At 42.5% G+C, this 24217-nt stretch carries 39 protein-coding genes; all 39 read left to right on the forward strand.

All coding sequences use genetic code 11. The annotated features are described in order from the left end of the window. Window positions 1-85 precede the first annotated feature (85 nt). Entirely contained in the window at window positions 86-505 is a 420-nt protein-coding gene (gene rpsL, locus NSQ52_RS00705) for a 30S ribosomal protein S12 (protein ID WP_003216962.1), read from the forward strand. 121 nt (window positions 506-626) lie between these two features. Further along, window positions 627-1097 carry a 30S ribosomal protein S7 gene (rpsG, locus tag NSQ52_RS00710; protein ID WP_003216884.1) on the forward strand — a complete coding sequence of 157 codons (471 nt, stop codon included), beginning with the start codon at window positions 627-629 and terminating at the stop codon, window positions 1095-1097. 54 nt (window positions 1098-1151) lie between these two features. Continuing rightward, window positions 1152-3230, forward strand: a complete 2079-nt coding sequence (gene fusA, locus NSQ52_RS00715; protein ID WP_007496301.1) for an elongation factor G — start codon at window positions 1152-1154, stop codon at window positions 3228-3230. A gap of 117 nt (window positions 3231-3347) precedes the next feature. Continuing rightward, window positions 3348-4538: an elongation factor Tu gene (gene tuf / locus NSQ52_RS00720; RefSeq protein WP_007496302.1), complete on the forward strand. Its 1191-nt coding sequence runs from the start codon at window positions 3348-3350 to the stop codon at window positions 4536-4538. Window positions 4539-4646: 108 nt separating this feature from the next. Further along, window positions 4647-5606: an alpha/beta hydrolase gene (locus tag NSQ52_RS00725; protein WP_268383250.1), complete on the forward strand. Its 960-nt coding sequence runs from the start codon at window positions 4647-4649 to the stop codon at window positions 5604-5606. 218 nt (window positions 5607-5824) lie between these two features. Continuing rightward, window positions 5825-6133 carry a 30S ribosomal protein S10 gene (rpsJ, locus tag NSQ52_RS00730; protein WP_003156464.1) on the forward strand — a complete coding sequence of 103 codons (309 nt, stop codon included), beginning with the start codon at window positions 5825-5827 and terminating at the stop codon, window positions 6131-6133. A 37-nt stretch (window positions 6134-6170) separates the two neighbouring features. Further along, window positions 6171-6800, forward strand: coding sequence for a 50S ribosomal protein L3 (rplC, locus tag NSQ52_RS00735; protein WP_007496311.1), 630 nt, complete (start codon window positions 6171-6173; stop codon window positions 6798-6800). Window positions 6801-6827: 27 nt separating this feature from the next. Then, entirely contained in the window at window positions 6828-7451 is a 624-nt protein-coding gene (gene rplD, locus NSQ52_RS00740; RefSeq protein ID WP_007496312.1) for a 50S ribosomal protein L4, read from the forward strand. After that, on the forward strand, window positions 7451-7738 hold the full coding sequence (gene rplW / locus NSQ52_RS00745; RefSeq protein ID WP_003217016.1) for a 50S ribosomal protein L23: 288 nt from the start codon (window positions 7451-7453) through the stop codon (window positions 7736-7738). The genes rplD and rplW overlap by 1 nt, the downstream gene beginning before the upstream one ends. Window positions 7739-7766: 28 nt before the next feature. Then, complete coding sequence (gene rplB / locus NSQ52_RS00750; RefSeq protein WP_007496314.1) at window positions 7767-8600, forward strand: 50S ribosomal protein L2; 834 nt, start codon at window positions 7767-7769, stop codon at window positions 8598-8600. A 57-nt stretch (window positions 8601-8657) separates the two neighbouring features. Then, entirely contained in the window at window positions 8658-8936 is a 279-nt protein-coding gene (gene rpsS / locus NSQ52_RS00755; protein WP_003216920.1) for a 30S ribosomal protein S19, read from the forward strand. Window positions 8937-8953: 17 nt separating this feature from the next. Next, window positions 8954-9295, forward strand: coding sequence for a 50S ribosomal protein L22 (rplV, locus tag NSQ52_RS00760; protein ID WP_007496316.1), 342 nt, complete (start codon window positions 8954-8956; stop codon window positions 9293-9295). Between the two features lie 3 nt (window positions 9296-9298). Next, complete coding sequence (gene rpsC / locus NSQ52_RS00765) at window positions 9299-9955, forward strand: 30S ribosomal protein S3 (RefSeq protein ID WP_003217241.1); 657 nt, start codon at window positions 9299-9301, stop codon at window positions 9953-9955. Between the two features lies 1 nt (window position 9956). Further along, a complete protein-coding gene (gene rplP, locus NSQ52_RS00770) occupies window positions 9957-10391 on the forward strand; it encodes a 50S ribosomal protein L16 (RefSeq protein ID WP_003225801.1) in 435 nt (144 codons plus the stop codon). Continuing rightward, window positions 10381-10581, forward strand: a complete 201-nt coding sequence (gene rpmC / locus NSQ52_RS00775; RefSeq protein ID WP_003217155.1) for a 50S ribosomal protein L29 — start codon at window positions 10381-10383, stop codon at window positions 10579-10581. Before rplP ends, rpmC begins: the two co-directional genes overlap by 11 nt. A gap of 25 nt (window positions 10582-10606) precedes the next feature. Beyond that, window positions 10607-10870 carry a 30S ribosomal protein S17 gene (gene rpsQ / locus NSQ52_RS00780; RefSeq protein WP_003216906.1) on the forward strand — a complete coding sequence of 88 codons (264 nt, stop codon included), beginning with the start codon at window positions 10607-10609 and terminating at the stop codon, window positions 10868-10870. Between the two features lie 39 nt (window positions 10871-10909). Then, window positions 10910-11278: a 50S ribosomal protein L14 gene (gene rplN, locus NSQ52_RS00785; RefSeq protein WP_003216882.1), complete on the forward strand. Its 369-nt coding sequence runs from the start codon at window positions 10910-10912 to the stop codon at window positions 11276-11278. Between the two features lie 35 nt (window positions 11279-11313). After that, window positions 11314-11625 carry a 50S ribosomal protein L24 gene (gene rplX / locus NSQ52_RS00790; RefSeq protein ID WP_007496325.1) on the forward strand — a complete coding sequence of 104 codons (312 nt, stop codon included), beginning with the start codon at window positions 11314-11316 and terminating at the stop codon, window positions 11623-11625. A 25-nt stretch (window positions 11626-11650) separates the two neighbouring features. Beyond that, on the forward strand, window positions 11651-12190 hold the full coding sequence (rplE, locus tag NSQ52_RS00795; RefSeq protein ID WP_003217159.1) for a 50S ribosomal protein L5: 540 nt from the start codon (window positions 11651-11653) through the stop codon (window positions 12188-12190). Window positions 12191-12212: 22 nt separating this feature from the next. After that, on the forward strand, window positions 12213-12398 hold the full coding sequence (gene rpsN / locus NSQ52_RS00800; protein WP_008356542.1) for a 30S ribosomal protein S14: 186 nt from the start codon (window positions 12213-12215) through the stop codon (window positions 12396-12398). A 31-nt stretch (window positions 12399-12429) separates the two neighbouring features. After that, entirely contained in the window at window positions 12430-12828 is a 399-nt protein-coding gene (gene rpsH, locus NSQ52_RS00805; protein WP_007496327.1) for a 30S ribosomal protein S8, read from the forward strand. A 31-nt stretch (window positions 12829-12859) separates the two neighbouring features. After that, entirely contained in the window at window positions 12860-13396 is a 537-nt protein-coding gene (rplF, locus tag NSQ52_RS00810) for a 50S ribosomal protein L6 (RefSeq protein WP_008345395.1), read from the forward strand. 32 nt (window positions 13397-13428) lie between these two features. Further along, window positions 13429-13791, forward strand: a complete 363-nt coding sequence (gene rplR, locus NSQ52_RS00815) for a 50S ribosomal protein L18 (protein WP_003216951.1) — start codon at window positions 13429-13431, stop codon at window positions 13789-13791. Between the two features lie 24 nt (window positions 13792-13815). Next, window positions 13816-14316 (forward strand): 30S ribosomal protein S5, encoded by a 501-nt coding sequence (gene rpsE / locus NSQ52_RS00820; protein WP_007496332.1) that lies wholly within the window; start codon window positions 13816-13818, stop codon window positions 14314-14316. Between the two features lie 13 nt (window positions 14317-14329). Further along, the gene (rpmD, locus tag NSQ52_RS00825) at window positions 14330-14512 is read left to right on the forward strand and encodes a 50S ribosomal protein L30 (RefSeq protein WP_342473806.1); all 183 of its coding nucleotides are present in this window, start codon (window positions 14330-14332) and stop codon (window positions 14510-14512) included. A gap of 30 nt (window positions 14513-14542) precedes the next feature. Further along, a complete protein-coding gene (gene rplO, locus NSQ52_RS00830; RefSeq protein WP_003216888.1) occupies window positions 14543-14983 on the forward strand; it encodes a 50S ribosomal protein L15 in 441 nt (146 codons plus the stop codon). A 1-nt stretch (window position 14984) separates the two neighbouring features. Continuing rightward, window positions 14985-16277 carry a preprotein translocase subunit SecY gene (gene secY, locus NSQ52_RS00835; protein WP_007496334.1) on the forward strand — a complete coding sequence of 431 codons (1293 nt, stop codon included), beginning with the start codon at window positions 14985-14987 and terminating at the stop codon, window positions 16275-16277. A 55-nt stretch (window positions 16278-16332) separates the two neighbouring features. Then, a complete protein-coding gene (locus NSQ52_RS00840; RefSeq protein ID WP_007496336.1) occupies window positions 16333-16986 on the forward strand; it encodes an adenylate kinase in 654 nt (217 codons plus the stop codon). Beyond that, window positions 16983-17729, forward strand: coding sequence for a type I methionyl aminopeptidase (gene map / locus NSQ52_RS00845; protein WP_017359166.1), 747 nt, complete (start codon window positions 16983-16985; stop codon window positions 17727-17729). Before NSQ52_RS00840 ends, map begins: the two co-directional genes overlap by 4 nt. Window positions 17730-18039: 310 nt before the next feature. After that, window positions 18040-18258, forward strand: coding sequence for a translation initiation factor IF-1 (gene infA / locus NSQ52_RS00850; RefSeq protein WP_003217190.1), 219 nt, complete (start codon window positions 18040-18042; stop codon window positions 18256-18258). Window positions 18259-18289: 31 nt separating this feature from the next. Beyond that, entirely contained in the window at window positions 18290-18403 is a 114-nt protein-coding gene (gene rpmJ, locus NSQ52_RS00855; protein ID WP_003156543.1) for a 50S ribosomal protein L36, read from the forward strand. 21 nt (window positions 18404-18424) lie between these two features. Next, on the forward strand, window positions 18425-18790 hold the full coding sequence (rpsM, locus tag NSQ52_RS00860) for a 30S ribosomal protein S13 (protein ID WP_003217023.1): 366 nt from the start codon (window positions 18425-18427) through the stop codon (window positions 18788-18790). Between the two features lie 20 nt (window positions 18791-18810). Beyond that, window positions 18811-19206, forward strand: a complete 396-nt coding sequence (gene rpsK / locus NSQ52_RS00865) for a 30S ribosomal protein S11 (RefSeq protein WP_003217231.1) — start codon at window positions 18811-18813, stop codon at window positions 19204-19206. A 175-nt stretch (window positions 19207-19381) separates the two neighbouring features. Next, entirely contained in the window at window positions 19382-20326 is a 945-nt protein-coding gene (locus NSQ52_RS00870; RefSeq protein WP_003217009.1) for a DNA-directed RNA polymerase subunit alpha, read from the forward strand. 75 nt (window positions 20327-20401) lie between these two features. Then, window positions 20402-20764 (forward strand): 50S ribosomal protein L17, encoded by a 363-nt coding sequence (rplQ, locus tag NSQ52_RS00875; RefSeq protein ID WP_003216944.1) that lies wholly within the window; start codon window positions 20402-20404, stop codon window positions 20762-20764. A 124-nt stretch (window positions 20765-20888) separates the two neighbouring features. Then, complete coding sequence (locus NSQ52_RS00880) at window positions 20889-21731, forward strand: energy-coupling factor ABC transporter ATP-binding protein (RefSeq protein ID WP_008345218.1); 843 nt, start codon at window positions 20889-20891, stop codon at window positions 21729-21731. Then, a complete protein-coding gene (locus NSQ52_RS00885) occupies window positions 21707-22576 on the forward strand; it encodes an energy-coupling factor ABC transporter ATP-binding protein (protein WP_342473807.1) in 870 nt (289 codons plus the stop codon). Before NSQ52_RS00880 ends, NSQ52_RS00885 begins: the two co-directional genes overlap by 25 nt. Beyond that, window positions 22573-23370 carry an energy-coupling factor transporter transmembrane protein EcfT gene (locus NSQ52_RS00890; RefSeq protein ID WP_342473808.1) on the forward strand — a complete coding sequence of 266 codons (798 nt, stop codon included), beginning with the start codon at window positions 22573-22575 and terminating at the stop codon, window positions 23368-23370. Before NSQ52_RS00885 ends, NSQ52_RS00890 begins: the two co-directional genes overlap by 4 nt. A gap of 11 nt (window positions 23371-23381) precedes the next feature. Then, a complete protein-coding gene (gene truA / locus NSQ52_RS00895) occupies window positions 23382-24125 on the forward strand; it encodes a tRNA pseudouridine(38-40) synthase TruA (RefSeq protein WP_039169596.1) in 744 nt (247 codons plus the stop codon). Window positions 24126-24217: the final 92 nt, after the last annotated feature.

Below are 24217 nucleotides of genomic sequence, written 5' to 3' on the forward strand. Positions count from 1 at the left end.
AATGCAAAAGCATTGTTTTTTGCCTTTTGATGAACCACCTGGGTATGTGGGTTATAAAAAAAGTAATGAAGGGAGGAATAACAACATGCCTACAATTAATCAGCTAATACGCAAAGGACGCGTGAGTAAAGTTGAAAACTCAAAGTCTCCTGCACTTAACAAAGGATACAACAGTTTCAAAAAAGAGCACACTAACGTAACATCTCCACAGAAGCGCGGGGTTTGTACTCGTGTCGGTACAATGACACCGAAAAAACCAAACTCAGCACTACGTAAATATGCTCGTGTACGTTTGTCTAACCTGATTGAGGTAACAGCTTACATTCCTGGTATCGGACATAACCTACAAGAGCACAGTGTAGTACTTATCCGTGGCGGACGTGTAAAAGACTTACCGGGTGTACGTTACCACATCGTTCGTGGTGCGCTTGATACTGCCGGAGTTGACGGTCGTATGCAAGGACGTTCTAAATACGGAACAAAACGCCCTAAACAAAGCAAATAATATAAACAAACATAAGGGTTTTTAGAAGTTGAGTTCAGATCAGTGGAGTCAGGCAGCTGACAATGAAATTGAGATGAAAGACAGATAGAAATCCTTTTAAAAGAGAAGGGAGGCTATTCAGATGCCACGTAAAGGTCCTGTAGCAAAAAGAGACGTTTTGCCAGATCCAATTTACAATTCTAAACTTGTATCTCGTTTGATCAACAAAATGATGATCGACGGTAAAAGAGGAAAGTCACAAACTATTCTCTACAAGTCATTTGATATCATCAAAGAACGTACTGGTAATGAAGCGATGGAGGTTTTCGAACAAGCCTTGAAAAACATCATGCCAGTTCTTGAAGTTAAAGCACGTCGTGTAGGTGGAGCTAACTACCAAGTTCCTGTAGAAGTTCGCCCAGATCGTCGTACGACTTTAGGTCTTCGCTGGTTAGTAAACTACGCTCGTCTTCGTGGAGAAAAAACGATGGAAGAGCGTCTTGCTAACGAAATCCTTGACGCAGCTAACAACACTGGTGCTGCTGTTAAGAAACGTGAAGATACACACAAAATGGCAGAAGCGAACAAAGCATTCGCTCACTACCGCTGGTAGGATTTATACCAAACTAAAAAAACTATTCCCTAATAAGGAAGGAGAAATTACCCAATGGCAAGAGAGTTCTCCTTAGACAAAACTCGTAATATTGGTATCATGGCTCACATCGATGCCGGTAAAACGACAACGACTGAGCGTATCTTGTACTACACTGGTCGTATCCATAAAATTGGTGAAACTCACGAAGGAGCTTCACAAATGGACTGGATGGAGCAGGAGCAAGAACGTGGTATTACAATCACTTCTGCTGCTACTACAGCACAATGGAAAGGTTACCGTGTAAACATCATTGATACACCAGGACACGTAGACTTCACTGTTGAAGTTGAACGTTCTTTGCGTGTACTTGATGGTGCGGTTGCTGTTCTTGATGCACAATCAGGTGTAGAGCCTCAAACTGAAACAGTTTGGCGCCAAGCAACAACTTACGGAGTACCTCGTATCGTATTCGTTAACAAAATGGATAAAACCGGTGCGGACTTCCTTTACTCTGTAAGCACATTAAGAGATCGTCTTCAAGCGAACGCTCATGCAATTCAATTGCCGATCGGCGCTGAAGATCAATTCGAAGGAATCATCGACCTTGTAGAAAACGTAGCATACTTCTACGAAGATGACCTTGGAACTCGCTCTGATGCACAAGAAATCCCTGCTGAGTATAAAGACAAAGCTGAAGAGCTTCGCAGTAGCTTAATTGAAGCTGTCGCTGAGCTTGATGAAGAGCTTATGGAAAAATACCTTGAGGGTGAAGAAATCACAATTCCTGAATTGAAAGCTGCAATCCGTAAAGGAACTTTGAATGTTGAATTCTACCCAGTTCTTGTTGGATCTGCTTTCAAAAACAAAGGTGTTCAGCTTGTACTTGACGCTGTGCTTGACTACCTTCCTGCACCAACTGATGTTGCTGCAATCAAAGGTACATTGCCAGATACAAATGAAGAGGTTGTACGTGAGTCTACTGATGACGCACCATTCGCAGCTCTTGCATTTAAAGTTATGACTGACCCTTATGTTGGGAAACTAACTTTCTTCCGCGTATACTCTGGAACACTTGATTCTGGTTCTTACGTGAAGAACTCTTCTAAGAACAAGCGTGAGCGTGTTGGACGTATCCTTCAAATGCACGCAAACAGCCGTGAAGAAATCTCTACTGTATATGCAGGGGATATCGCAGCAGCTGTTGGTCTTAAAGATACATCTACTGGTGATACTCTTTGTGACGAGAAAAATCTTGTTATCCTTGAGTCTATGGAATTCCCAGAGCCAGTTATCGATGTAGCTATCGAGCCAAAATCTAAGGCTGACCAAGATAAAATGGGTATCGCTTTAGCTAAACTAGCTGAAGAGGATCCAACATTCCGTACACAAACAAACACTGAAACTGGTCAAACGATCATCTCTGGTATGGGTGAGCTTCACCTTGATATCATTGTTGACCGTATGAAGCGTGAGTTCAAGGTTGAAGCTAACGTAGGTGCTCCTCAAGTTGCGTACCGTGAAACATTCCGTTCTAGTGCAAAAGTTGAAGGTAAATTCGTACGTCAGTCTGGTGGACGCGGTCAGTTCGGACACGTTTGGATCGAATTCGAACCAAACGAAGAAGGCGCAGGCTTCGAATTCACAAATGCAATCGTCGGTGGGGTTGTTCCACGTGAATACATTCCAGCAATTCAAGCAGGTCTTGAAGATTCACTAGAAAATGGTGTATTAGCTGGATTCCCATTAATCGACATCAAAGCAAAATTATTCGATGGATCTTACCACGATGTTGACTCTAACGAAATGGCGTTTAAAATTGCTGCATCTATGGCATTGAAAAATGCTGTCAGCAAATGTAACCCAGTTCTACTTGAGCCAATGATGAAAGTAGAAGTCGTTATCCCAGAAGAATACATGGGAGACATCATGGGTGATATCACATCTCGTCGTGGACGTGTAGAAGGTATGGAAGCTCGCGGTAACGCTCAAGTTGTTCGCGCTATGGTTCCACTTTCTGAAATGTTCGGATATGCAACTGCACTCCGTTCTAACACACAAGGACGCGGTACTTTCACTATGCACATGGATCACTACGAAGAAGTGCCTAAGAGCATCAGTGAAGAAATCATCAAAAAAAATAAAGGTGAATAATTGATTTTGCCTTTAAACTAAAGTATAACTACTATTGAAGATCAGAAAGTGGGAGGTAACTCTTCACTTTCTATCACTCATACCAAATACAATGAACCTTTAAGGAGGATTTTTAGAATGGCTAAAGAAAAATTCGACCGTTCCAAATCGCATGCTAACATTGGTACAATTGGACACGTTGACCATGGTAAAACAACTCTAACTGCTGCTATCTCAACAGTTCTTCATAAGAAATCTGGTAAAGGTACAGCTATGGCTTATGACCAAATCGATGGTGCTCCAGAAGAGCGCGAGCGTGGAATCACAATCTCAACTGCACACGTTGAGTATGAAACTGAAACTCGTCACTATGCACACGTAGACTGCCCAGGACACGCTGACTATGTTAAAAACATGATCACTGGTGCTGCTCAAATGGACGGCGCGATCTTAGTAGTATCTGCTGCTGATGGTCCAATGCCACAAACACGTGAGCACATCCTACTTTCTCGTAACGTAGGTGTTCCTTACATCGTAGTATTCCTTAACAAATGTGACATGGTTGACGATGAAGAGTTACTTGAACTTGTTGAAATGGAAGTTCGTGACCTTCTTTCTGACTATGACTTCCCTGGTGACGATGTACCAGTTATCAAAGGTTCTGCTCTTAAAGCTCTTGAAGGTGATGCTGATTACGAAGCAAAAATCTTCGAACTTATGGATGCGGTTGATGAGTACATCCCAACTCCAGAGCGTGACACTGAGAAGCCATTCATGATGCCAGTTGAGGACGTATTCTCAATCACTGGTCGTGGAACAGTTGCTACTGGTCGTGTTGAGCGTGGACAAGTTAAAGTCGGTGACGAAGTTGAAATCATCGGTCTTCAAGAAGAAAACGGTAAAACAACTGTTACAGGTGTTGAAATGTTCCGTAAACTTCTTGACTATGCTGAAGCTGGTGACAACATCGGTGCACTACTTCGTGGTGTATCTCGTGAAGATATCCAACGTGGTCAAGTACTTGCTAAACCAGGTACAATCACTCCACATAGCCGTTTCAAAGCTGAAGTTTATGTACTTTCTAAAGAAGAGGGTGGACGTCACACTCCATTCTTCACTAACTACCGTCCGCAGTTCTACTTCCGTACAACTGACGTAACTGGTATCGTACATCTTCCAGAAGGTACTGAAATGGTAATGCCTGGCGATAACACTGAGATGGAAGTTGAACTTATCTCTACTATCGCTATCGAAGAAGGAACTCGTTTCTCTATCCGTGAGGGTGGACGTACTGTAGGTTCTGGCGTCGTTTCTACTATCATTAAGTAATAACAGTTAAAAGAGACTCCTTGCAAAAGGGTCTCTTTTTTTGCTTTTCCAGTGCATAACGGCTACTATAAGCTATAGAATCTAAATGGAACCGAGAGGATCACTGGAATGGCGAAGACAATGTTGAAAAAGTGGCCGATTGGCGGGCTTGATCAATGGATTATGATAAAAGAAGATCAAGCAGAAAAAACAAAACCTGTTTTATTATTTTTACACGGTGGCCCAGGCTCAGCTCAAATGAGTTATATCGATTCCTTTCATAAGGAACTTGATCAAGACTTCACTGTTGTTCATTGGGACCAGCGCGGTGCAGGATTGTCTTATCAAAAAAACATTCCTGAGTCTTCTATGACCATTGGGCAATTCGTAGAGGATACGATTGAGCTTACAGAAAAACTGCTTTCTTATAATGATCAAACGAAAATATACATTGCGGGTTATTCATGGGGATCATTAATTGCGATACAAGCTGTACATAAACGACCAGATTTGTATCATGCCTATTATGGAATTAGTCAGGTGGTTGATGTATTAAAAGAGGATGTTGTATCGTACGAACTTCTTCTGCAAAAATATCAAGGAAAGCATTTCTTCACTAGATGCCTAAAATTGCTGACACCACCCCCTTGGAAACGCACCTCTGCTCATGCTTTGTTCTCTCTATACAAAGAGTTCGCAAAAGTAGGGCTCACGCATAGGTGGAAGCCACTTTTTCAAATGCTGTATGCATTTCTTGTTAGTAAGCATTATCAGCTAAAAGATAAGTGGAAATTCCTTATGGGACAGAAGTATAGCCAGGATATGCTGTGGGACGAGCTGATGAACGAAAGCATTCAATACCGAGTTTCTTCTATATTAATACCTTGCTACTTTATCATCGGGGAACATGACATGATTACACCAGCTGCTGTATCAAAACCATATGTTGATCAACTTACAGCACCAATAAAAGAGTGGTTTACTTTTAAAGAATCTGCGCATTCTCCGCATATTGAAGAGCCAGAAGAATTTATTCGTATCGTCAGGAAGACAGCTACACATCATCTTCAGGGAAAGCTTGATTTATAGGCTGAACCCCTGTATAATATGAAAAGTGTGCAAATCATAAATTTATCCGATTTATTATTGCAACACGCAGGCCAATTTGGTACAATAGTGCATGTTGGTCTTTGACTGCGATGAAGTGAGAGGTTGCTGACACACCCGGCCGCTTTGCCATGGCAAGGTGATCAGGTTTTTCTCACGGAGAACTGTCTAACGTAAGTAGGCGAAAAGGAGGGAAAATAATGGCAAAACAAAAAATTCGTATTCGTTTAAAAGCATATGATCATAGAATTCTTGATCAATCTGCTGAGAAGATTGTTGAAACGGCTAAGCGTTCTGGTGCTAGTGTATCTGGTCCAATTCCGCTTCCAACTGAAAAATCAGTTTACACAATCCTTCGTGCGGTGCATAAGTACAAAGATTCTCGTGAGCAATTTGAGATGCGTACTCACAAACGTCTAATCGACATCGTGAATCCAACTCCACAAACAGTTGATGCACTTATGCGTTTAGATTTACCATCCGGTGTAGATATCGAAATCAAACTTTAATTCAAATAGAAAACACATATTATAGGAGGTGTGACGAATGACCAAAGGAATCTTAGGTAGAAAAATTGGTATGACGCAAGTATTCGCAGAAAACGGTGATCTTATCCCTGTAACTGTTGTTGAGGCTGCTGCTAACGTTGTTCTTCAGAAGAAGACTACTGACACGGATGGCTATGAAGCAATCCAAATCGGTTTTGACGACAAACGTGAGAAGCTTTCTAACAAACCAGAGAAAGGCCACGTTGCTAAAGCGGAAACTGCTCCTAAGCGCTTCGTAAAAGAATTACGCGGTGTGGAGTTAGATGCGTATGAAGTTGGTCAGGAAGTCAAAGTTGATATTTTCGCAAATGGAGATATCGTAGATGTAACAGGAACATCAAAAGGTAAAGGATTCCAAGGGGCTATCAAACGCCACGGACAATCACGCGGACCAATGACTCACGGTTCACGTTACCACCGTCGTCCTGGTTCAATGGGACCTGTTGATCCAAACCGAGTATTCAAAGGTAAACTTCTTCCAGGACGTATGGGCGGAGAGCAAATCACTGTCCAAAATCTTGAGATCGTTAAAGTTGATGCAGAACGCAATCTTCTTTTGATCAAAGGAAACGTACCAGGAGCTAAAAAATCTCTAGTAACTGTAAAGAGTGCAGTTAAAACTAAATAACTCTCTTAGGAAAGGAGGAAACAAGTCATGCCAAAAGTAGCATTATTTAACCAAAACGGTTCTACTAACGGTGAAATCGAATTAAACGCGTCTGTGTTTGGAATTGAGCCAAACGAAAGCGTAGTATTCGATGCTATTCTTATGCAAAGAGCTTCCTTACGTCAAGGAACTCACAAAGTAAAAACTCGTTCTGAAGTACGTGGCGGAGGTCGTAAACCTTGGAGACAGAAGGGTACAGGTCGTGCTCGTCAAGGTTCTATCCGTTCACCACAATGGCGCGGAGGCGGTATCGTATTCGGTCCAACACCACGCAGCTATTCTTATAAATTACCTAAAAAAGTTCGCCGCTTGGCTATCAAGTCAGTATTGTCTTCTAAAGTAATCGACAACAACATCATCGTTCTTGAAGATCTTACTCTTGATGCAGTGAAAACGAAAGAATTCGCAGGCATCCTTAAAGGGTTATCTGTTGAGAAGAAAGCGTTGATCGTCACTGCGGATGCAAACGAAACAGTTGCTTTATCTGCTCGTAACATCCCTGGAGTAACAGTTGTTGAAGCTAACGGTATCAACGTTCTTGACGTTGTCAACCACGACAAACTTCTGATCACTAAAGCAGCGGTTGAAAAAGTAGAGGAGGGACTTGCATAATGAAAGATCCTCGTGATGTTCTAAAGCGCCCTATCATTACTGAACGTTCTGCTGATCTAATGACAGAGAAGAAGTACACGTTCGAAGTTGATGTCAGAGCTAACAAGACAGAAGTGAAAGACGCTGTTGAAGAAATCTTTGGAGTGAAAGTTGAGAAAGTCAACGTTCAAAACTACAAAGGTAAATCAAAACGCGTTGGACGCTACACTGGTATGACTAGCCGTCGCAGAAAAGCGATCGTGAAATTAACTGCTGACAGCAAAGAAATCGAAATTTTTGAAGCGTAAATCTTAAAAAGAAGGAGGGAAATTCAAAATGGCGATTAAAAAGTATAAACCAACCAGTAATGGTCGTCGTGGCATGACTACTTCAGATTTTGCTGAAATCACGACTGACAAACCAGAAAAATCGTTGCTTGCACCGCTTCACAGAAAAGGCGGACGTAACAACCAAGGTAGATTGACTGTTCGTCATCAAGGTGGCGGTCACAAACGTCAATACCGTATCATCGACTTTAAGCGTGATAAAGACGGTATACCTGGACGCGTTGCTACAATCGAGTATGATCCAAACCGTTCAGCGAACATCGCTCTTGTAAACTATGCAGATGGTGAGAAACGTTACATTCTTGCTCCGAAAGGAATCCAAGTTGGTACTGAAGTTACTTCTGGACCAGAAGCTGACATCAAACCAGGTAATGCTCTTCCACTTATCAACATCCCAGTTGGTACAGTTGTGCATAACATTGAATTAAAACCAGGTAAAGGTGGACAATTAGTTCGTTCTGCTGGTACTTCTGCTCAAGTTCTAGGTAAAGAAGGTAAATACGTTCTTGTACGTTTGAACTCTGGTGAAGTACGCATGATCCTTTCTGCTTGCCGTGCGACTATCGGTCAAGTTGGAAACGAACAACACGAACTAATCAACATCGGTAAAGCTGGACGTTCTCGCTGGAAAGGCGTACGCCCAACAGTTCGTGGTTCTGTAATGAACCCTAACGATCACCCACACGGCGGTGGTGAAGGACGCGCTCCAATCGGACGTAAATCACCAATGTCTCCATGGGGTAAACCGACTCTTGGATTCAAGACTCGTAAGAAAACCAACAAGTCTGATAAATTCATTGTACGTCGTCGTAAAAACAAGTAACGGGGTTGTCTACGGTTCATTTAGGACCGTAGTTCAATCACGAAGGGAGGTTCCACAATGGCTCGCAGCTTAAAAAAAGGACCATTTGTTGATGATCATTTGATGGCTAAAGTCGAGAAATTGAATGAAACTGACAAAAAGCAAGTCGTAAAAACTTGGTCTCGTCGTTCTACAATTTTCCCACAATTCATCGGTCACACAATCGCTGTCTATGACGGACGCAAACATGTACCTGTTTTCATTTCTGAAGATATGGTAGGTCACAAATTGGGCGAATTCGCACCAAGCCGTACTTACAAAGGTCATGCTAGTGACGATAAAAAAACAAGACGCTAATGAGAGGAGGCTTTTAAATGCAAGCTAAAGCTGTCGCAAGAACAGTCCGTATTGCTCCTCGTAAAGCACGTCTAGTAATGGACCTGATCCGAGGTAAGCAAGTAGGAGAAGCAGTTTCTATCTTAAACCTTACACCAAAGGCTGCTTCACCAATTATTGAAAAAGTATTAAAATCTGCTATCGCAAATGCTGAGCACAACTACGAGTTGGACGCTAACAGCCTAGTGATTACTCAAGCATTCGTTGACGAAGGTCCAACACTTAAGAGATTCCGTCCACGTGCTATGGGTCGTGCGAGCGCAATTAATAAACGTACTAGCCACATTACAATCGTTGTATCAGAAAAGAAGGAGGGATAATCCGTGGGTCAAAAGGTAAATCCAGTAGGTCTTCGTATTGGCGTCATTCGTGATTGGGAATCTAAATGGTTCGCAGGAAAAGATTACGCTGACTTCTTACATGAAGACTTGAAAATCCGTGAATTCATCAGCAAGCGTTTGTCTGACGCGTCTGTTTCTAAAGTAGAAATCGAACGTGCTGCAAACCGCGTAAATATCACAATCCACACGGCTAAACCAGGTATGGTAATTGGTAAAGGCGGATCTGAAGTTGAAGCACTTCGTAAAGCTCTTAACAGCCTAACTGGCAAACGTGTACACATCAACATTCTTGAAATCAAGAGAGCAGATCTTGATGCTCAGCTAGTTGCTGAAAACATCGCTCGTCAACTTGAAAATCGTATTTCATTCCGTCGTGCACAAAAACAAACAATCCAACGCACAATGCGTGCTGGAGCACAAGGAATCAAAACAATGGTTTCTGGTCGTCTTGGCGGTGCAGATATTGCTCGTTCTGAATATTACAGTGAAGGTACTGTTCCATTGCACACACTTCGTGCTGACATCGACTATGCTACTGCTGAAGCTGATACTACTTATGGTAAGCTTGGCGTAAAAGTATGGATCTATCGTGGAGAAGTCCTTCCAACTAAGAAGAATACTGCGGAAGGAGGAAAATAATATGTTATTGCCAAAACGCGTGAAGTATCGCAGAGAACATCGTGGAAAAATGCGTGGTCGTGCAAAAGGCGGCACTGAAGTACATTTCGGTGAGTTCGGTATCCAAGCTCTTGAAGCTTCTTGGATCACTAACCGTCAAATCGAAGCTGCTCGTATTGCTATGACTCGTTACATGAAACGTGGCGGTAAAGTTTGGATCAAAATTTTCCCTTCTAAGCCATACACAGCAAAACCTCTAGAGGTCCGCATGGGTTCCGGTAAAGGTGCTCCAGAAGGCTGGGTAGCTGTAGTAAAACCGGGCAAAGTTTTATTTGAAATTTCTGGTGTGTCTGAAGAAGTTGCTCGTGAAGCTCTTCGTCTTGCATCTCACAAATTGCCAATTAAAACGAAGTTCGTAAAACGTGAAGAAATTGGTGGTGAATCAAATGAAAGCTAATGAAATTCGTGACCTTACCACTGCTGAAATTGAACAAAAAGTAAAGTCTCTTAAAGAAGAACTTTTCAATCTTCGTTTCCAATTAGCGACTGGGCAGCTTGAAAACACTGCTCGCATTCGTGAAGTGCGTAAATCAATCGCACGCATGAAAACTGTGATTCGTCAAAGAGAAATCGCTGCTAATAAATAATAATTAGAGGGGAGGCCCCGCAAACATGAGCGAACGTAACCAACGTAAAGTGTATCAAGGTCGTGTTGTTTCTGACAAAATGGATAAAACCATCACTGTTGTAGTTGAAACATACAAAAAGCATTCACTTTATGGCAAACGTGTAAGATACTCTAAAAAGTTCAAAGCACATGATGAAAACAACCAAGCAAAAATCGGAGACATCGTAAAGGTCATGGAAACTCGTCCATTATCTGCGACTAAACGCTTTCGTCTAGTTGAAGTTGTCGAAGAAGCTGTTATTATCTAATAAAGTTCGGATTTCTTTTTCCGAAGGGAGGTAACATTAATGATTCAACAGGAGACTCGTTTAAAAGTAGCTGACAACTCTGGCGCACGCGAAGTACTAACGATTAAAGTTCTTGGTGGCTCTGGACGTAAGACGGCTAACATCGGTGATGTCATTGTTTGTACGGTTAAACAAGCAACACCAGGAGGCGTTGTCAAAAAAGGTGAAGTTGTGAAAGCAGTTATCGTTCGTACTAAGAGCGGAGCTCGCAGAAACGATGGATCTTACATCAGTTTTGATGAAAATGCATGTGTCATCATCCGTGACGACAAGAGCCCACGTGGAACTCGTATCTTCGGACCAGTAGCACGTGAACTTCGTGAAAACAACTATATGAAAATTGTTTCTTTAGCACCAGAAGTACTTTAATGAATACAATCCGCGACTCAAGGAGGTGCGATTAAATGCATGTTAAAAAGGGCGATAAAGTAGTGGTTATCTCTGGTAAAGATAAAGGTAAACAAGGTGTCATCCTTGCTGCTTTCCCTAAAAAGGACCGTGTTTTAGTAGAAGGTATTAACCTTGTGAAAAAACACTCTAAACCAACCCAAGCTAACCCTCAAGGCGGAATTTCTGAACAAGAAGCGCCGATCCACGTATCAAACGTAATGCCGCTTGATCCTAAAACGGGTGAAGTGACACGTATTGGATATAAAGTTGAGGACGGAAAGAAAGTCCGTGTAGCGAAAAAATCTGGGCAAGTTCTAGATAAATAGTAAATAAGGAAGGGAGGTCTTTCTCATGAACCGCCTTAAAGAAAAGTATGTAAAAGAAATTACACCTGCATTAGTTTCTAAGTTTGAATACAAATCAGTAATGCAAGTGCCAAAAATCGAAAAAATCGTGATCAACATGGGTGTTGGTGACGCCGTTCAAAACGCTAAAGCAATCGATACTGCTGTTGAAGAATTAACGTTTATCGCTGGTCAAAAACCTGTCGTTACTCGTGCGAAGAAGTCTATTGCTGGATTCCGTCTACGTGAAGGAATGCCAATCGGTGCGAAAGTAACACTTCGCGGAGAGCGCATGTACGATTTCCTTGATAAACTTATTTCTGTATCTTTACCACGTGTACGTGACTTCCGCGGGATTTCTAAGAAATCTTTCGACGGTCGTGGAAACTACACGCTTGGTATTAAAGAACAGTTAATCTTCCCAGAAATTGATTACGATAAAGTAACAAAAGTCCGCGGTATGGATATCGTTATCGTTACGACTGCCAACACGGATGAAGAAGCACGTGAGTTATTAACTCAAGTAGGTATGCCGTTCCAGAAATAATCAATGAAAGGGAGGCGAAATCGTGGCTAAAAAGTCTATGATTGCGAAACAACAACGCAAACAAAAGTTTAAAGTTCAAGAGTATACGCGCTGCGAACGTTGTGGACGTCCACATTCAGTAATTCGCAAGTTTAAACTTTGCCGTATTTGTTTCCGCGAACTTGCATATAAAGGACAAATTCCTGGCGTTAAAAAAGCCAGCTGGTAATCCCCATAAATGGGAAGGAGGTTATTAAATAATGGTTATGACAGATCCGATTGCAGATTTGCTGACTCGTATTCGCAATGCGAACATGGTACGTCATGAGAAGCTAGAAGTACCGGCTTCAAAAATCAAAAGAGAAATTGCTGAAATCTTAAAGCGTGAAGGTTTTATCCGTGACGTTGAGTACGTCGAAGACAGCAAACAAGGAATTATCCGTTTGTTCCTTAAATACGGCCAAAACAACGAACGTGTTATCACTGGTCTTAAAAGAATCAGTAAACCTGGTTTACGCGTATATGCGAAATCAAATGAAGTACCACGTGTACTTAACGGACTTGGAATCGCAATTATTTCTACATCACAAGGTGTTTTATCGGACAAAGAAGCCCGTGCTAAACAAGCTGGTGGAGAAGTACTTGCTTACGTATGGTAAAAAAAGTTTAAGATGAATGGAGGTGCTTGGTATGTCTCGTATAGGTAAAAAGCTAATCGAGATCCCTTCAGGAGTAACTGTGACAAACAACGATAACACAGTGACAGTAAAGGGACCAAAAGGTGAACTAACTCGTGCATTTCACCCTGATATGGAAATTAAAATTGAGGACAACGTCTTAACTGTAAGCCGTCCGTCTGAAAATAAAGAACACCGTGCATTACATGGTACAACACGTAGCTTAATTGCAAACATGGTTGAAGGTGTATCTAAAGGTTTCGAAAGAGGTTTAGAACTAATCGGTGTCGGTTACCGTGCAGCTAAATCTGGAAACAAACTTGTTCTTAACGTTGGATACTCTCACCCAGTTGAAATCGTTCCTGAGGCTGGAGTTGAAGTAGAAGTTCCATCTCAAACGAAAGTAATCGTTAAAGGTATCGATAAAGAGCGTGTAGGAGCTCTAGCTTCTAACATCCGCGCTGTCCGTGCTCCAGAGCCTTACAAAGGTAAAGGAATTCGTTACGAAGGTGAATTCGTTCGCCGTAAAGAAGGAAAAACTGGTAAGTAAGATCGCTTAATGTGAAGAAAGGAGTGACTCGGATGATTACGAAAACTAGCAAAAACGCTACTCGTCTTAAAAGACACGCTCGTGTTCGTGCGAAACTTTCAGGTACTGCTGAAAGACCTCGCCTTAACGTTTTCCGTTCTAACAAGAACATCTACGCTCAAGTAATTGATGATGTTAACGGTGTAACACTTGTAAGTGCTTCTACTCTTGATAAAGAGTTAAAGATCGAGAATAGTTCTGACGCTGCAGCTGCTACTAAAGTTGGCGAACTTGTTGCAAAACGTGCTGTTGAAAAAGGCATCTCTAACGTGGTATTTGACCGCGGAGGATACTTATATCATGGACGTGTAAAAGCTCTAGCTGAAGCTGCTCGTGAGGCTGGACTTAAATTTTAATAAAAGAAGGAGGGACACATCCGAATGAGTCGTATTGACCCAAGCAAATTAGAGTTAGAAGAACGCTTAGTTACGGTTAACCGGGTAGCGAAAGTTGTTAAAGGTGGACGTCGTTTCCGTTTTGCAGCTTTAGTTGTTGTCGGTGACAAAAACGGTCATGTAGGATTCGGTACTGGTAAAGCACAAGAAGTACCAGAAGCGATCCGCAAAGCTGTTGAAGACGCGAAAAAGAATTTAATTGAAGTACCAATGGTTGGAACTACAATTCCACATGAAATCATCGGTCGATTCGGTGCAGGAAACGTTCTATTGAAGCCTGCTTCAGAAGGTACAGGAGTTATCGCTGGAGGCCCAGTGCGTGCGGTACTTGAGCTTGCTGGTCTAGCTGATATCCTTTCTAAATCTCTAGGTTCTAATACACCGATCAACATGATCCGCGCAACACTTCAAGGTTTAAGTGAACTTAAACGTGCTGAAGATGTAGCGAAGCTTCGTGGAAAATCTGTAGAAGACCTGTTAGGATAAGGAGGGAACAATAATGGCAAATAAATTAGAAATTACCCTCAAACGCAGTGTAATCGGTCGCCCGGAAGATCAGCGTGTCACTGTTCGTACTCTTGGTCTAAAGAAAACAAACCAAACAGTCGTACATGAAGACAATGCAGCGATCCGCGGCATGGTTAACAAGGTGTCTCATTTAGTTTCTGTTAAAGAACAATAAAACATTTTTAATCGATAAGGAGGTGCCCAAATGAAACTTCATGAATTGAAGCCTTCAGAAGGTTCACGTAAAGTACGCAACCGTGTTGGTCGTGGTATTGGATCAGGTAACGGTAAAACTTCTGGTAAAGGTCATAAAGGTCAAAACGCTCGTTCTGGTGGCGGTGTACGCCCTGGATTCGAAGGTGGTCAAATGCCTTTATTCCAACGCCTTCCAAAACGTGGTTTTACAAACATCAACCGTAAAGATTACGCGGTAATCAACTTAGACAGATTAAACAGTTTTGACGAAGGAACGGAAGTCACTCCTGAACTTCTTCTAGAGACTGGTGCAATAAGCAAGTTAAAAGCAGGAGTAAAAATTCTTGGCAACGGTAAATTAGAAAAAAAATTAACTGTAAAAGCCAATAAATTCTCTGCTTCTGCTAAAGAAGCGATTGAAGCTGCTGGCGGTACAGCCGAGGTGATCTAACTTGTTTAAGACAATCTCCAATTTTATGCGCGTGAAAGATATACGGAATAAGATTATATTTACACTTTTAATGTTAGTCGTCTTTCGTATAGGTGCTTTCATCCCTGTGCCTAATGTGAACGCCGAAGTTCTCCAGGCACAGGATCAAATGAGTGTTTTCGGAATCCTCAACACGTTTGGGGGCGGGGCACTTTTCCAATTCTCCATTCTTGCAATGGGGATTATGCCGTATATCACTGCTTCGATCATCATCCAGCTCTTGCAGATGGATGTTGTACCGAAGTTTACTGAGTGGTCAAAGCAAGGAGAGGTTGGCCGCCGAAAATTAGCACAATTCACAAGGTATTTTACAATTGTTCTAGGATTTATCCAGGCGTTAGGAATGTCATATGGATTTAACAATATGGCAGGAGGCATGCTGATTGAAAACCCAGGTGTTTCAACGTATCTCTTAATTGCGGTCGTACTCACTGCGGGGACAGCATTTTTAATGTGGCTGGGAGAGCAGATTACTGCTCACGGTGTTGGTAACGGTATTTCGATTATTATCTTTGCCGGTATCATCGCAGGTATCCCTCAAACATTAAAGCAAGTGTACGCTCAGCAATTTGTAGGTGGAGATGGACAGCTGTTCATGCAAATCCTGAAAATTGCCCTTATTGTGATTGCTATTCTTGTCATTGTTATCGGTGTTATTTACATTCAAATGGCAGTGAGAAAGATTGCGATTCAGTATTCAAAGGGAACTGGCCGTGCACAAATGTCTGCTAGTCAAGCAACGCACCTTCCATTGAAAGTGAATCCAGCAGGGGTGATTCCAGTCATCTTTGCCGTTTCGTTCATTATTACTCCGCAGACGATCGCATCGTTCTTCGGAACAAATAATGTGACAACCTGGATAACTAACAACTTTGACTATACTAAGCCAATCGGTATGACGATTTATGTAGCACTGATTGTTGCTTTCACATATTTTTATGCCTTTGTCCAAGTAAACCCTGAACAAATGGCTGAAAATCTGCAAAAGCAGGGTGGCTATATCCCGGGAGTTCGTCCAGGGAAAATGACTCAAGATAGAATTACGAGCATTTTGTACCGACTCACGTTTGTGGGCGCCATTTTCTTAGCCGTGATTTCAATACTTCCTATCTTTTTCATTCAATTCGCTGGATTACCTTCCGCTGCACAAATTGGCGGCACAAGTCTTCTCATTGTTGTAGGTGTTGCACTTGAAACAATGAAACAGCTTGAAAGCCAATTAGTGAAACGAAACTACCGTGGATTTATGAAATAAAACAGAGGGCTGGGCTCCTGCCCAACCTCTCTAAGTAAGGAAGGGGAAATCCGAAATGAACTTAGTCTTAATGGGGCTTCCGGGTGCTGGTAAAGGCACTCAGGCAGAACGAATTGTTGATGATTATGGGATCCCTCATATCTCAACAGGAGATATGTTCCGTGCTGCTATGAAAGAGGAGACACAACTTGGACTCGAAGCAAAATCCTTTATCGATAAAGGAGAGCTTGTTCCTGATGAGGTCACAATCGGTATTGTTAGAGAAAGACTTGGCAAGAATGATTGTGAACAAGGTTTTCTTCTGGACGGATTTCCGCGAACAGTCGCTCAGGCTGAAGCTTTAGAAGACATTCTAAAGGACCTTGGCAGAACGATTGATTATGTCATTAATATTAAAGTCGATAAAGATGCTTTGATGGAGCGTCTGACTGGCCGAAGAATTTGCAAAGATTGCGGAGCAACATATCATTTAGTATTCAATCCACCTGCGAAAGAAAATGTTTGTGACAAGTGTGGAGGCGAGCTTTATCAACGTGCAGATGATAATGCAGAAACCGTTTCGACAAGACTTGAAGTGAACTTAAAGCAGACTGAACCTTTACTGAACTTCTATTCAGAAAAAGGATATCTTGCAAACATTGATGGTGCGAAGCACATTAACGATGTTTACGCTGATATCAAGGACCTGCTTGGGGGATTAAATAAATGATTATCTGTAAAACTCCTCGCGAGCTTGAGATTATGAGAGAAGCTGGACGCATTGTCGCACTGACTCATGAAGAGCTGAAGAAACACATAAAACCAGGTATTTCGACAAAAGAATTGGATCAAATTGCCGAACGTTTTATTACAAAGCAGGGTGCAATCCCATCTTTTAAAGGGTATAATGGTTTTCGCGGGAGCATTTGCGTTTCGGTGAATGAAGAACTCGTTCACGGTATTCCTGGTAAACGGGTTTTACGTGATGGAGACATCATTAGTATCGATATCGGCGCAAAGTTAAATGGCTATCATGGTGACTCTGCTTGGACTTATCCAGTTGGGGTAATCAGTGATGAGGACCGCAAACTACTGGAAGTCACAGAGGAATCTCTATATAAGGGCTTACAGGAAGCAAAGCCAGGTGAACGTCTGTCAAACATTTCCCATGCCATACAAACGTATGTTGAAGATGAGAATTTCTCAGTTGTTAGAGAATATGTTGGACATGGGGTCGGACAGGATCTTCATGAGGACCCTCAAATTCCTCATTATGGTCCACCGAACAAAGGCCCACGGCTCAAACCTGGAATGGTGTTGGCCATCGAACCGATGGTGAACGCAGGCAGCCGATATGTGAAAACACTGGCTGATAACTGGACGGTTGTAACGGTTGATGGGAAAAAGTGTGCTCACTTTGAGCATACGATTGCGATTACAGATACAGGTTTTGATATACTGACTAAGATTTAGGTCTTCACTGAAGCCTTTCAGGCCCAAATCGGGCAGGTTGTCTGTATAGTCCAAGGAAAGAACAAGATCAGTATACAGTTGTCATCGGCGTGTTCGATGGCTGCCATGTACTAATCGCAGACGGAGAAAAGCGTAAATTCATTCTCCTAAGAAAAAATATCAATCATTTAACCTTTTATGATTGCGTATCTCCGGAAGTTCAGAACAGTATATTCAAAACAGGTCGGGTGATAGATGGACAATTGAGAACATCTCATTTGGACATTTATCAGAGAGCAAGTTACTGATTTGAAGAAGGGAGAACACTTGAATGGCGAAAGACGATGTAATTGAAGTGGAAGGTACTGTAGCAGAAACTTTGCCAAATGCAATGTTCAAAGTTGAACTAGAGAATGGTCATACAGTTTTGGCTCATGTATCAGGAAAAATCCGTATGCACTTCATTCGCATTTTACCTGGAGACAAAGTTACGGTAGAATTATCTCCATATGACTTAACTCGTGGTAGAATTACGTACCGTTACAAATAAAGCAACTCCGGAAGAAGGAGGTTGGAAACACATGAAAGTGAGACCATCTGTTAAACCTATCTGTGAAAAATGTAAAGTGATTCGCAGAAAAGGAAAAGTAATGGTGATCTGTGAAAACCCAAAACATAAACAAAAACAAGGCTAATAACAAGGAGGTGCCCAAATCATGGCTCGTATTGCTGGTGTAGATATTCCACGTGATAAGCGTGTTGTCATTTCTTTAACATATGTTTTTGGAATTGGTCGTACGACGGCTCAACAAGTCCTTAAAGAAGCAGGTGTTTCTGAAGACACTCGCGTTCGCGATCTAACTGAAGACGAACTAGGTAAAATCCGTGATATCATTGACAAACTTAAAGTAGAAGGTGACCTTCGTCGTGAAGTTTCACTTAACATTAAGCGTCTAATTGAAATCGGAAGCTACCGCGGAATCCGTCATCGTAGAGGACTTCCTGTTCGTGGACAAAACACAAAAAACAACGCGCGTACTCGTAAAGGTCCGCGTCGTACTGTAGCTAACAAGAAAAAATAAGTAAAGGAGGTAGTTAAAGAATGGCTGCTGCTCGTAAACAAAATACGCGTAAACGTCGCGTGAAAAAGAATATTGAAGCTGGAATCGCTCATATCCGTTCCACTTTCAACAACACGATTGTAACGATTACTGATGTTCATGGAAACGCAATTTCTTGGTCAAGTGCTGGTGCATTAGGATTCAGAGGTTCTCGTAAATCTACTCCTTTCGCTGCACAAATGGCTGCTGAAACTGCTGCTAAAGGTTCTATCGAACATGGTCTTAAAACACTTGAAGTAACTGTTAAAGGTCCTGGTTCTGGTCGTGAAGCTGCAATTCGTGCGCTTCAAGCTGCAGGTCTTGAAGTTACTGCAATCAGAGACGTAACTCCAGTTCCTCATAACGGATGCCGTCCACCAAAACGTCGCCGCGTGTAATTTGTTTGTATAGATTTTGTGTCCCTGTCAATAATGGGTTATGATACAGTTATTTATGAGACGAATACACGACTCGTTGCCTGAGCACATACGGGACTAAACAATGAGGAATTTCGGATGGAATCTCATATGATTCTATTCGAGGTTTCGACGTTTTGAAGGAGGGTTTTATTAGATGATCGAAATTGAAAAACCAAAAATCGAAACGGTTGAAATCAGCGACGATGCCAAGTATGGCAAGTTTGTCGTAGAGCCACTTGAGCGTGGATATGGTACCACTTTAGGGAACTCCCTTCGTCGTATCCTTTTATCCTCACTTCCTGGTGCAGCTGTAACATCGATCCAGATAGATGGTGTCTTACACGAATTCTCAACGATCGAAGGCGTGGTTGAAGATGTTACAACGATTATCTTAAACATTAAAAAGCTTGCACTCAAAATCTACTCTGAAGAAGAGAAGACGCTTGAAATTGATGTACAAGATGAAGGAACTGTAACAGCTGCTGATATTACACACGACAGCGATATTGAAATCTTAAATCCAGATCTCCACATCGCAACTCTTGGCAAAAATGCGAGCTTCCGTGTTCGTTTAACTGCACAAAGAGGTCGCGGGTATAATCCTGCTGATGCAAACAAAAGAGACGATCAGCCTATCGGCGTGATTCCGATCGACTCAATCTATACACCTGTATCTCGTGTAACTTATCAAGTGGAGAACACCCGTGTTGGGCAAATCACAAACTATGATAAATTAACACTAGATGTATGGACTGATGGAAGCACAGGACCGAAAGAAGCGATCGCTCTAGGTTCTAAGATTTTAACTGAACACCTAAATATTTTCGTTGGGTTAACTGACGAAGCTCAGCATGCAGAAATCATGGTTGAAAAAGAAGAAGACCAAAAAGAAAAAGTGCTTGAAATGACAATTGAAGAGCTTGATCTTTCTGTTCGTTCTTACAACTGTTTGAAGCGTGCGGGTATTAACACTGTTCAAGAGCTTGCTAACAAGACAGAAGAGGATATGATGAAAGTTCGTAACCTTGGACGTAAATCTCTTGAAGAAGTGAAAGCGAAACTAGAAGAACTTGGACTGGGTCTTCGTAAAGACGATTGACTAGTTTCATTGTGAACTAGGATTTTCGTGTGTTTTTTATTCATACAGCATCTCTAATTAAGGAGGGGACATCACATGGCATACAGAAAGCTAGGACGCACTAGTGCACAACGTAAAGCAATGCTTCGTGACCTAACGACTGATTTGATCATCAACGAACGCATCGAAACAACTGAAACACGTGCGAAAGAACTTCGCTCTGTAGTTGAAAAAATGATCACTCTTGGCAAACGCGGAGATCTTCATGCTCGCCGTCAAGCTGCAGCTTACATTCGTAACGAAGTAGCTAACGCTGAAACAAACCAAGATGCACTTCAAAAATTATTCGCTGACGTTGCAACTCGCTACGAAGATCGCCAAGGTGGATACACTCGTATCATGAAGCTTGGACCTCGTCGCGGCGATGGCGCACCAATGGCTGTCATTGAATTAGTTTAATCACATATCGTGTATCTAAGAAAGGGCGGGACAGTTCATAACTGGATCTATGCCCTTTTTTAGATACTACGGCTTTTTAGCAATAGGCAAAGTAGAGGTTGAGCTGAGAGGAGGTCCGGTAGAGATGGAGAAGACATTAATTGACGTAAAAGACATTGTATTTCGTTATCACAAAGATGCGGACAAGCCCGCTTTAGACCAAGTGTCATTGCATGTGAATCAAAATGAATGGCTTGCCATTGTTGGCCACAACGGTTCAGGTAAATCCACACTTGCCCGTGTACTGAATGGGCTCATTTTACCGGATGCAGGAACGGTCAAGGTTGGTGAGATTGAGCTGAAAGAAGAAAGTGTTTGGGATATTCGCAAAAAGGTCGGCATGGTCTTTCAAAACCCAGACAACCAATTCGTTGGCTCAACGGTTCGTGATGATGTGGCTTTTGGTTTAGAAAATAACGGGGTTGAGCGGGAATTGATGATAGAGCGTGTAGATTGGGCTGTCAAACAGGTCAATATGCAGGAGTTTCTTGATCAAGAGCCGCACCATCTATCAGGCGGGCAAAAGCAGAGAGTAGCAATCGCAGGTGTACTTGCCGCAAGCCCTGACATCATGATCTTGGATGAAGCAACATCAATGCTTGATCCGATTGGCCGTGAAGAAGTGTTAGAAACCGTCAGACTGCTGAAGGAACAAGGAACGGTCACGGTCATTTCCATCACACATGATTTAGACGAGGCTGCGAAGGCAGACCGCGTTATTGTGATGAATGGTGGGAAGAAATTTGCCGAGGGAACACCAGAGGAAGTATTTGAACTAGATGAACAGCTGGTTCAGATTGGACTTGATCTGCCATTTTCCTACCGGTTGAGTAAGCAATTGAAGCAGCAAGGTGTGCCGCTTGCAAATGCCCATTTGACACAAGAAGGATTGGTGAAAGAGCTATGGACATTACGATCAAAGAATTAGAGCATCGTTATCAAATGAAAACGCCGTTTGAGCGTCTCGCTTTGTATGATGTCAATGCTTCCATCAAAGAAGGCAGCTATGTGGCTGTCATCGGTCATACGGGTTCTGGCAAGTCGACATTGCTGCAGCACTTAAATGGACTGCTCAAACCAACAAAAGGGAGCATTGCGCTTGGAGATACGGTCTTAAAAGCCAATAAAAAGCAGAAGGATATGAAACCCCTTCGAAAAAAGGTCGGCATCGTGTTTCAGTTTCCTGAACATCAGCTCTTTGAGGAGACCATTCTGAAGGATATCTGCTTTGGTCCGATGAATTTCGGTGTTCCAAAAGAAAAGGCAGAAGCCAAGGCTAAAGAAATGCTGAAGCTTGTAGGCCTTCCTGAATCCTTGTTATCTCGATCACCCTTTGAATTAAGCGGTGGTCAAATGAGACGTGTGGCGATTGCAGGTGTTCTAGCGATGGAGCCAGAAGTGCTTGTGCTTGATGAGCCGACTGCGGGATTAGATCCACGCGGACGTAAAGAAATCATGGACATGTTCTATGAGCTTCATCAAAAAGCCAACCTGACGACGATCCTTGTGACACACAGTATGGAAGATGCCGCTCATTATGCGGATCAAATGATTGTGATGCATAAAGGAACAGTAAAGGCGACAGGTACGCCGAGGGAGCTATTTGCCAATCGTACCGACATGTCTTCTTTCGGACTGGACCTCCCGGAAACGATCAAATTCCAGCAGGCTGTCGAAGAAAAGCTGGGGATGACGTTTCCAAGACCGCTTCTGACCATGGATGAAATGGCAGAAGCGTTAACAGCTTTATATCAGGAGGACACGACGTCATGATGGATAGTATGATTATCGGCAAATATGTGCCAGGTACATCCTTTGTCCATCGTCTTGATCCAAGGACAAAGCTGTTATCAATTTTCTTTTTTGTCTTTATTGTCTTTTTTGCGAATAACTATATCACTTACGGGCTTTTAGGGGTCTTTACGATCCTTGTGGTGATGGTGTCTCAGGTGCCGCTGTACTTTATTCTCAAAGGAATGAAACCCATCCTTTGGATTGTTCTGTTTACCTTTATTCTGCATATCTTCATGACAAAGGATGGCGCTTTGCTCTTTCACTTTGATTTTCTGAATATTTATGAAGAAGGTCTAAAACAGGGGATTTTCATTTCACTCCGTTTTGTCTATCTCATCATGATGACAACACTTCTGACGTTGACCACAACGCCTATTGAAGTAACAGACGGTATGGAGAAGCTGTTGCATCCTTTCCGTAAAATCAAGCTACCTGTTCATGAACTTGCTCTTATGATGTCAATTTCTCTTCGATTTATTCCTACTTTACTCGAAGAAACAGACAAAATCATGAAAGCCCAAATGGCAAGAGGTGTTGATTTTACAAGCGGACCCGTGAAAGATCGTTTAAAAGCGATTGTTCCGTTGCTTGTCCCGCTTTTCGTCAGTGCGTTTAAGCGTGCGGAGGAATTGGCGACCGCTATGGAAGCGAGAGGCTACCGCGGGGGAGAAGGGCGTACGAAATACCGTCAGCTTGTCTGGGGAATGAAAGACACGTTCACGCTGCTTCTATTCATCCTGTTAACAGCACTCCTTGTGCTGCTTAGAAATTAGGTGATGCCTAGATGAAAGTAAAATGTACCGTATCATACGATGGGACACATTTTAAAGGGTATCAAGTGCAACCAGGACAGCGTACTGTACAAACGGAGATTGAATCTGCTCTTGCTAGAATGCATAAACAAGATGAACTGATTCCGATTGTGGCTTCTGGCCGGACAGACAGTGGCGTTCACGCAAAGGGGCAGGTCATCCATTTTGACACCCCGCTTGCCATCCCGATGGAAAGATGGCCTTTTGCCCTCAATAGCCTCCTGCCTGATGACATCAGGGTTCTAAAGGCTGAGGAAGTGGATGAATCGTTTCATGCACGTTTTAGTGTCGTTTCGAAGGAGTACCGTTATAAGGTCTCAACGGAAACGCACCAAAATGTGTTCACGAGACAGTATGCCTGCCACTTTCCTTACCGGCTGGATGCAGACAAAATGAGAGAAGCTGCTGGACACCTCATTGGCATACACGATTTCACAAGCTTTTGTGCGGCCAATACAGAGGTTCAAGACAAGGTGAGGGAGATTTACACCCTTGAGTGGAAAAACGTCTCAGACGGGCTTGAAATGCGTGTGAGAGGGAATGGTTTTTTATATAACATGGTGCGAATTATAGCCGGCACGTTACTTGAAATTGGTTCTGGTAAATTTCACCCTGAGGAGATAAAAGCCATGCTTGCCGCCCGAAATCGCGAAGCGGCAGGCAAGACTGCGCCCAGTCACGGACTGTATTTATGGGAAGTTTTCTATGACAACTAAACCAGGTGTAACATGTTCTTGACACAGGAAGCAGAAAGTTATAAGATATCATATGGTATGTATTTCAACCCCACAAATAAGCCCCGGAAGAC

The organism is Bacillus sp. FSL W8-1141, assembly GCF_038593205.1.
In the GTDB taxonomy this organism is placed as follows: Bacteria; Bacillota; Bacilli; order Bacillales; family Bacillaceae; genus Bacillus; species Bacillus altitudinis.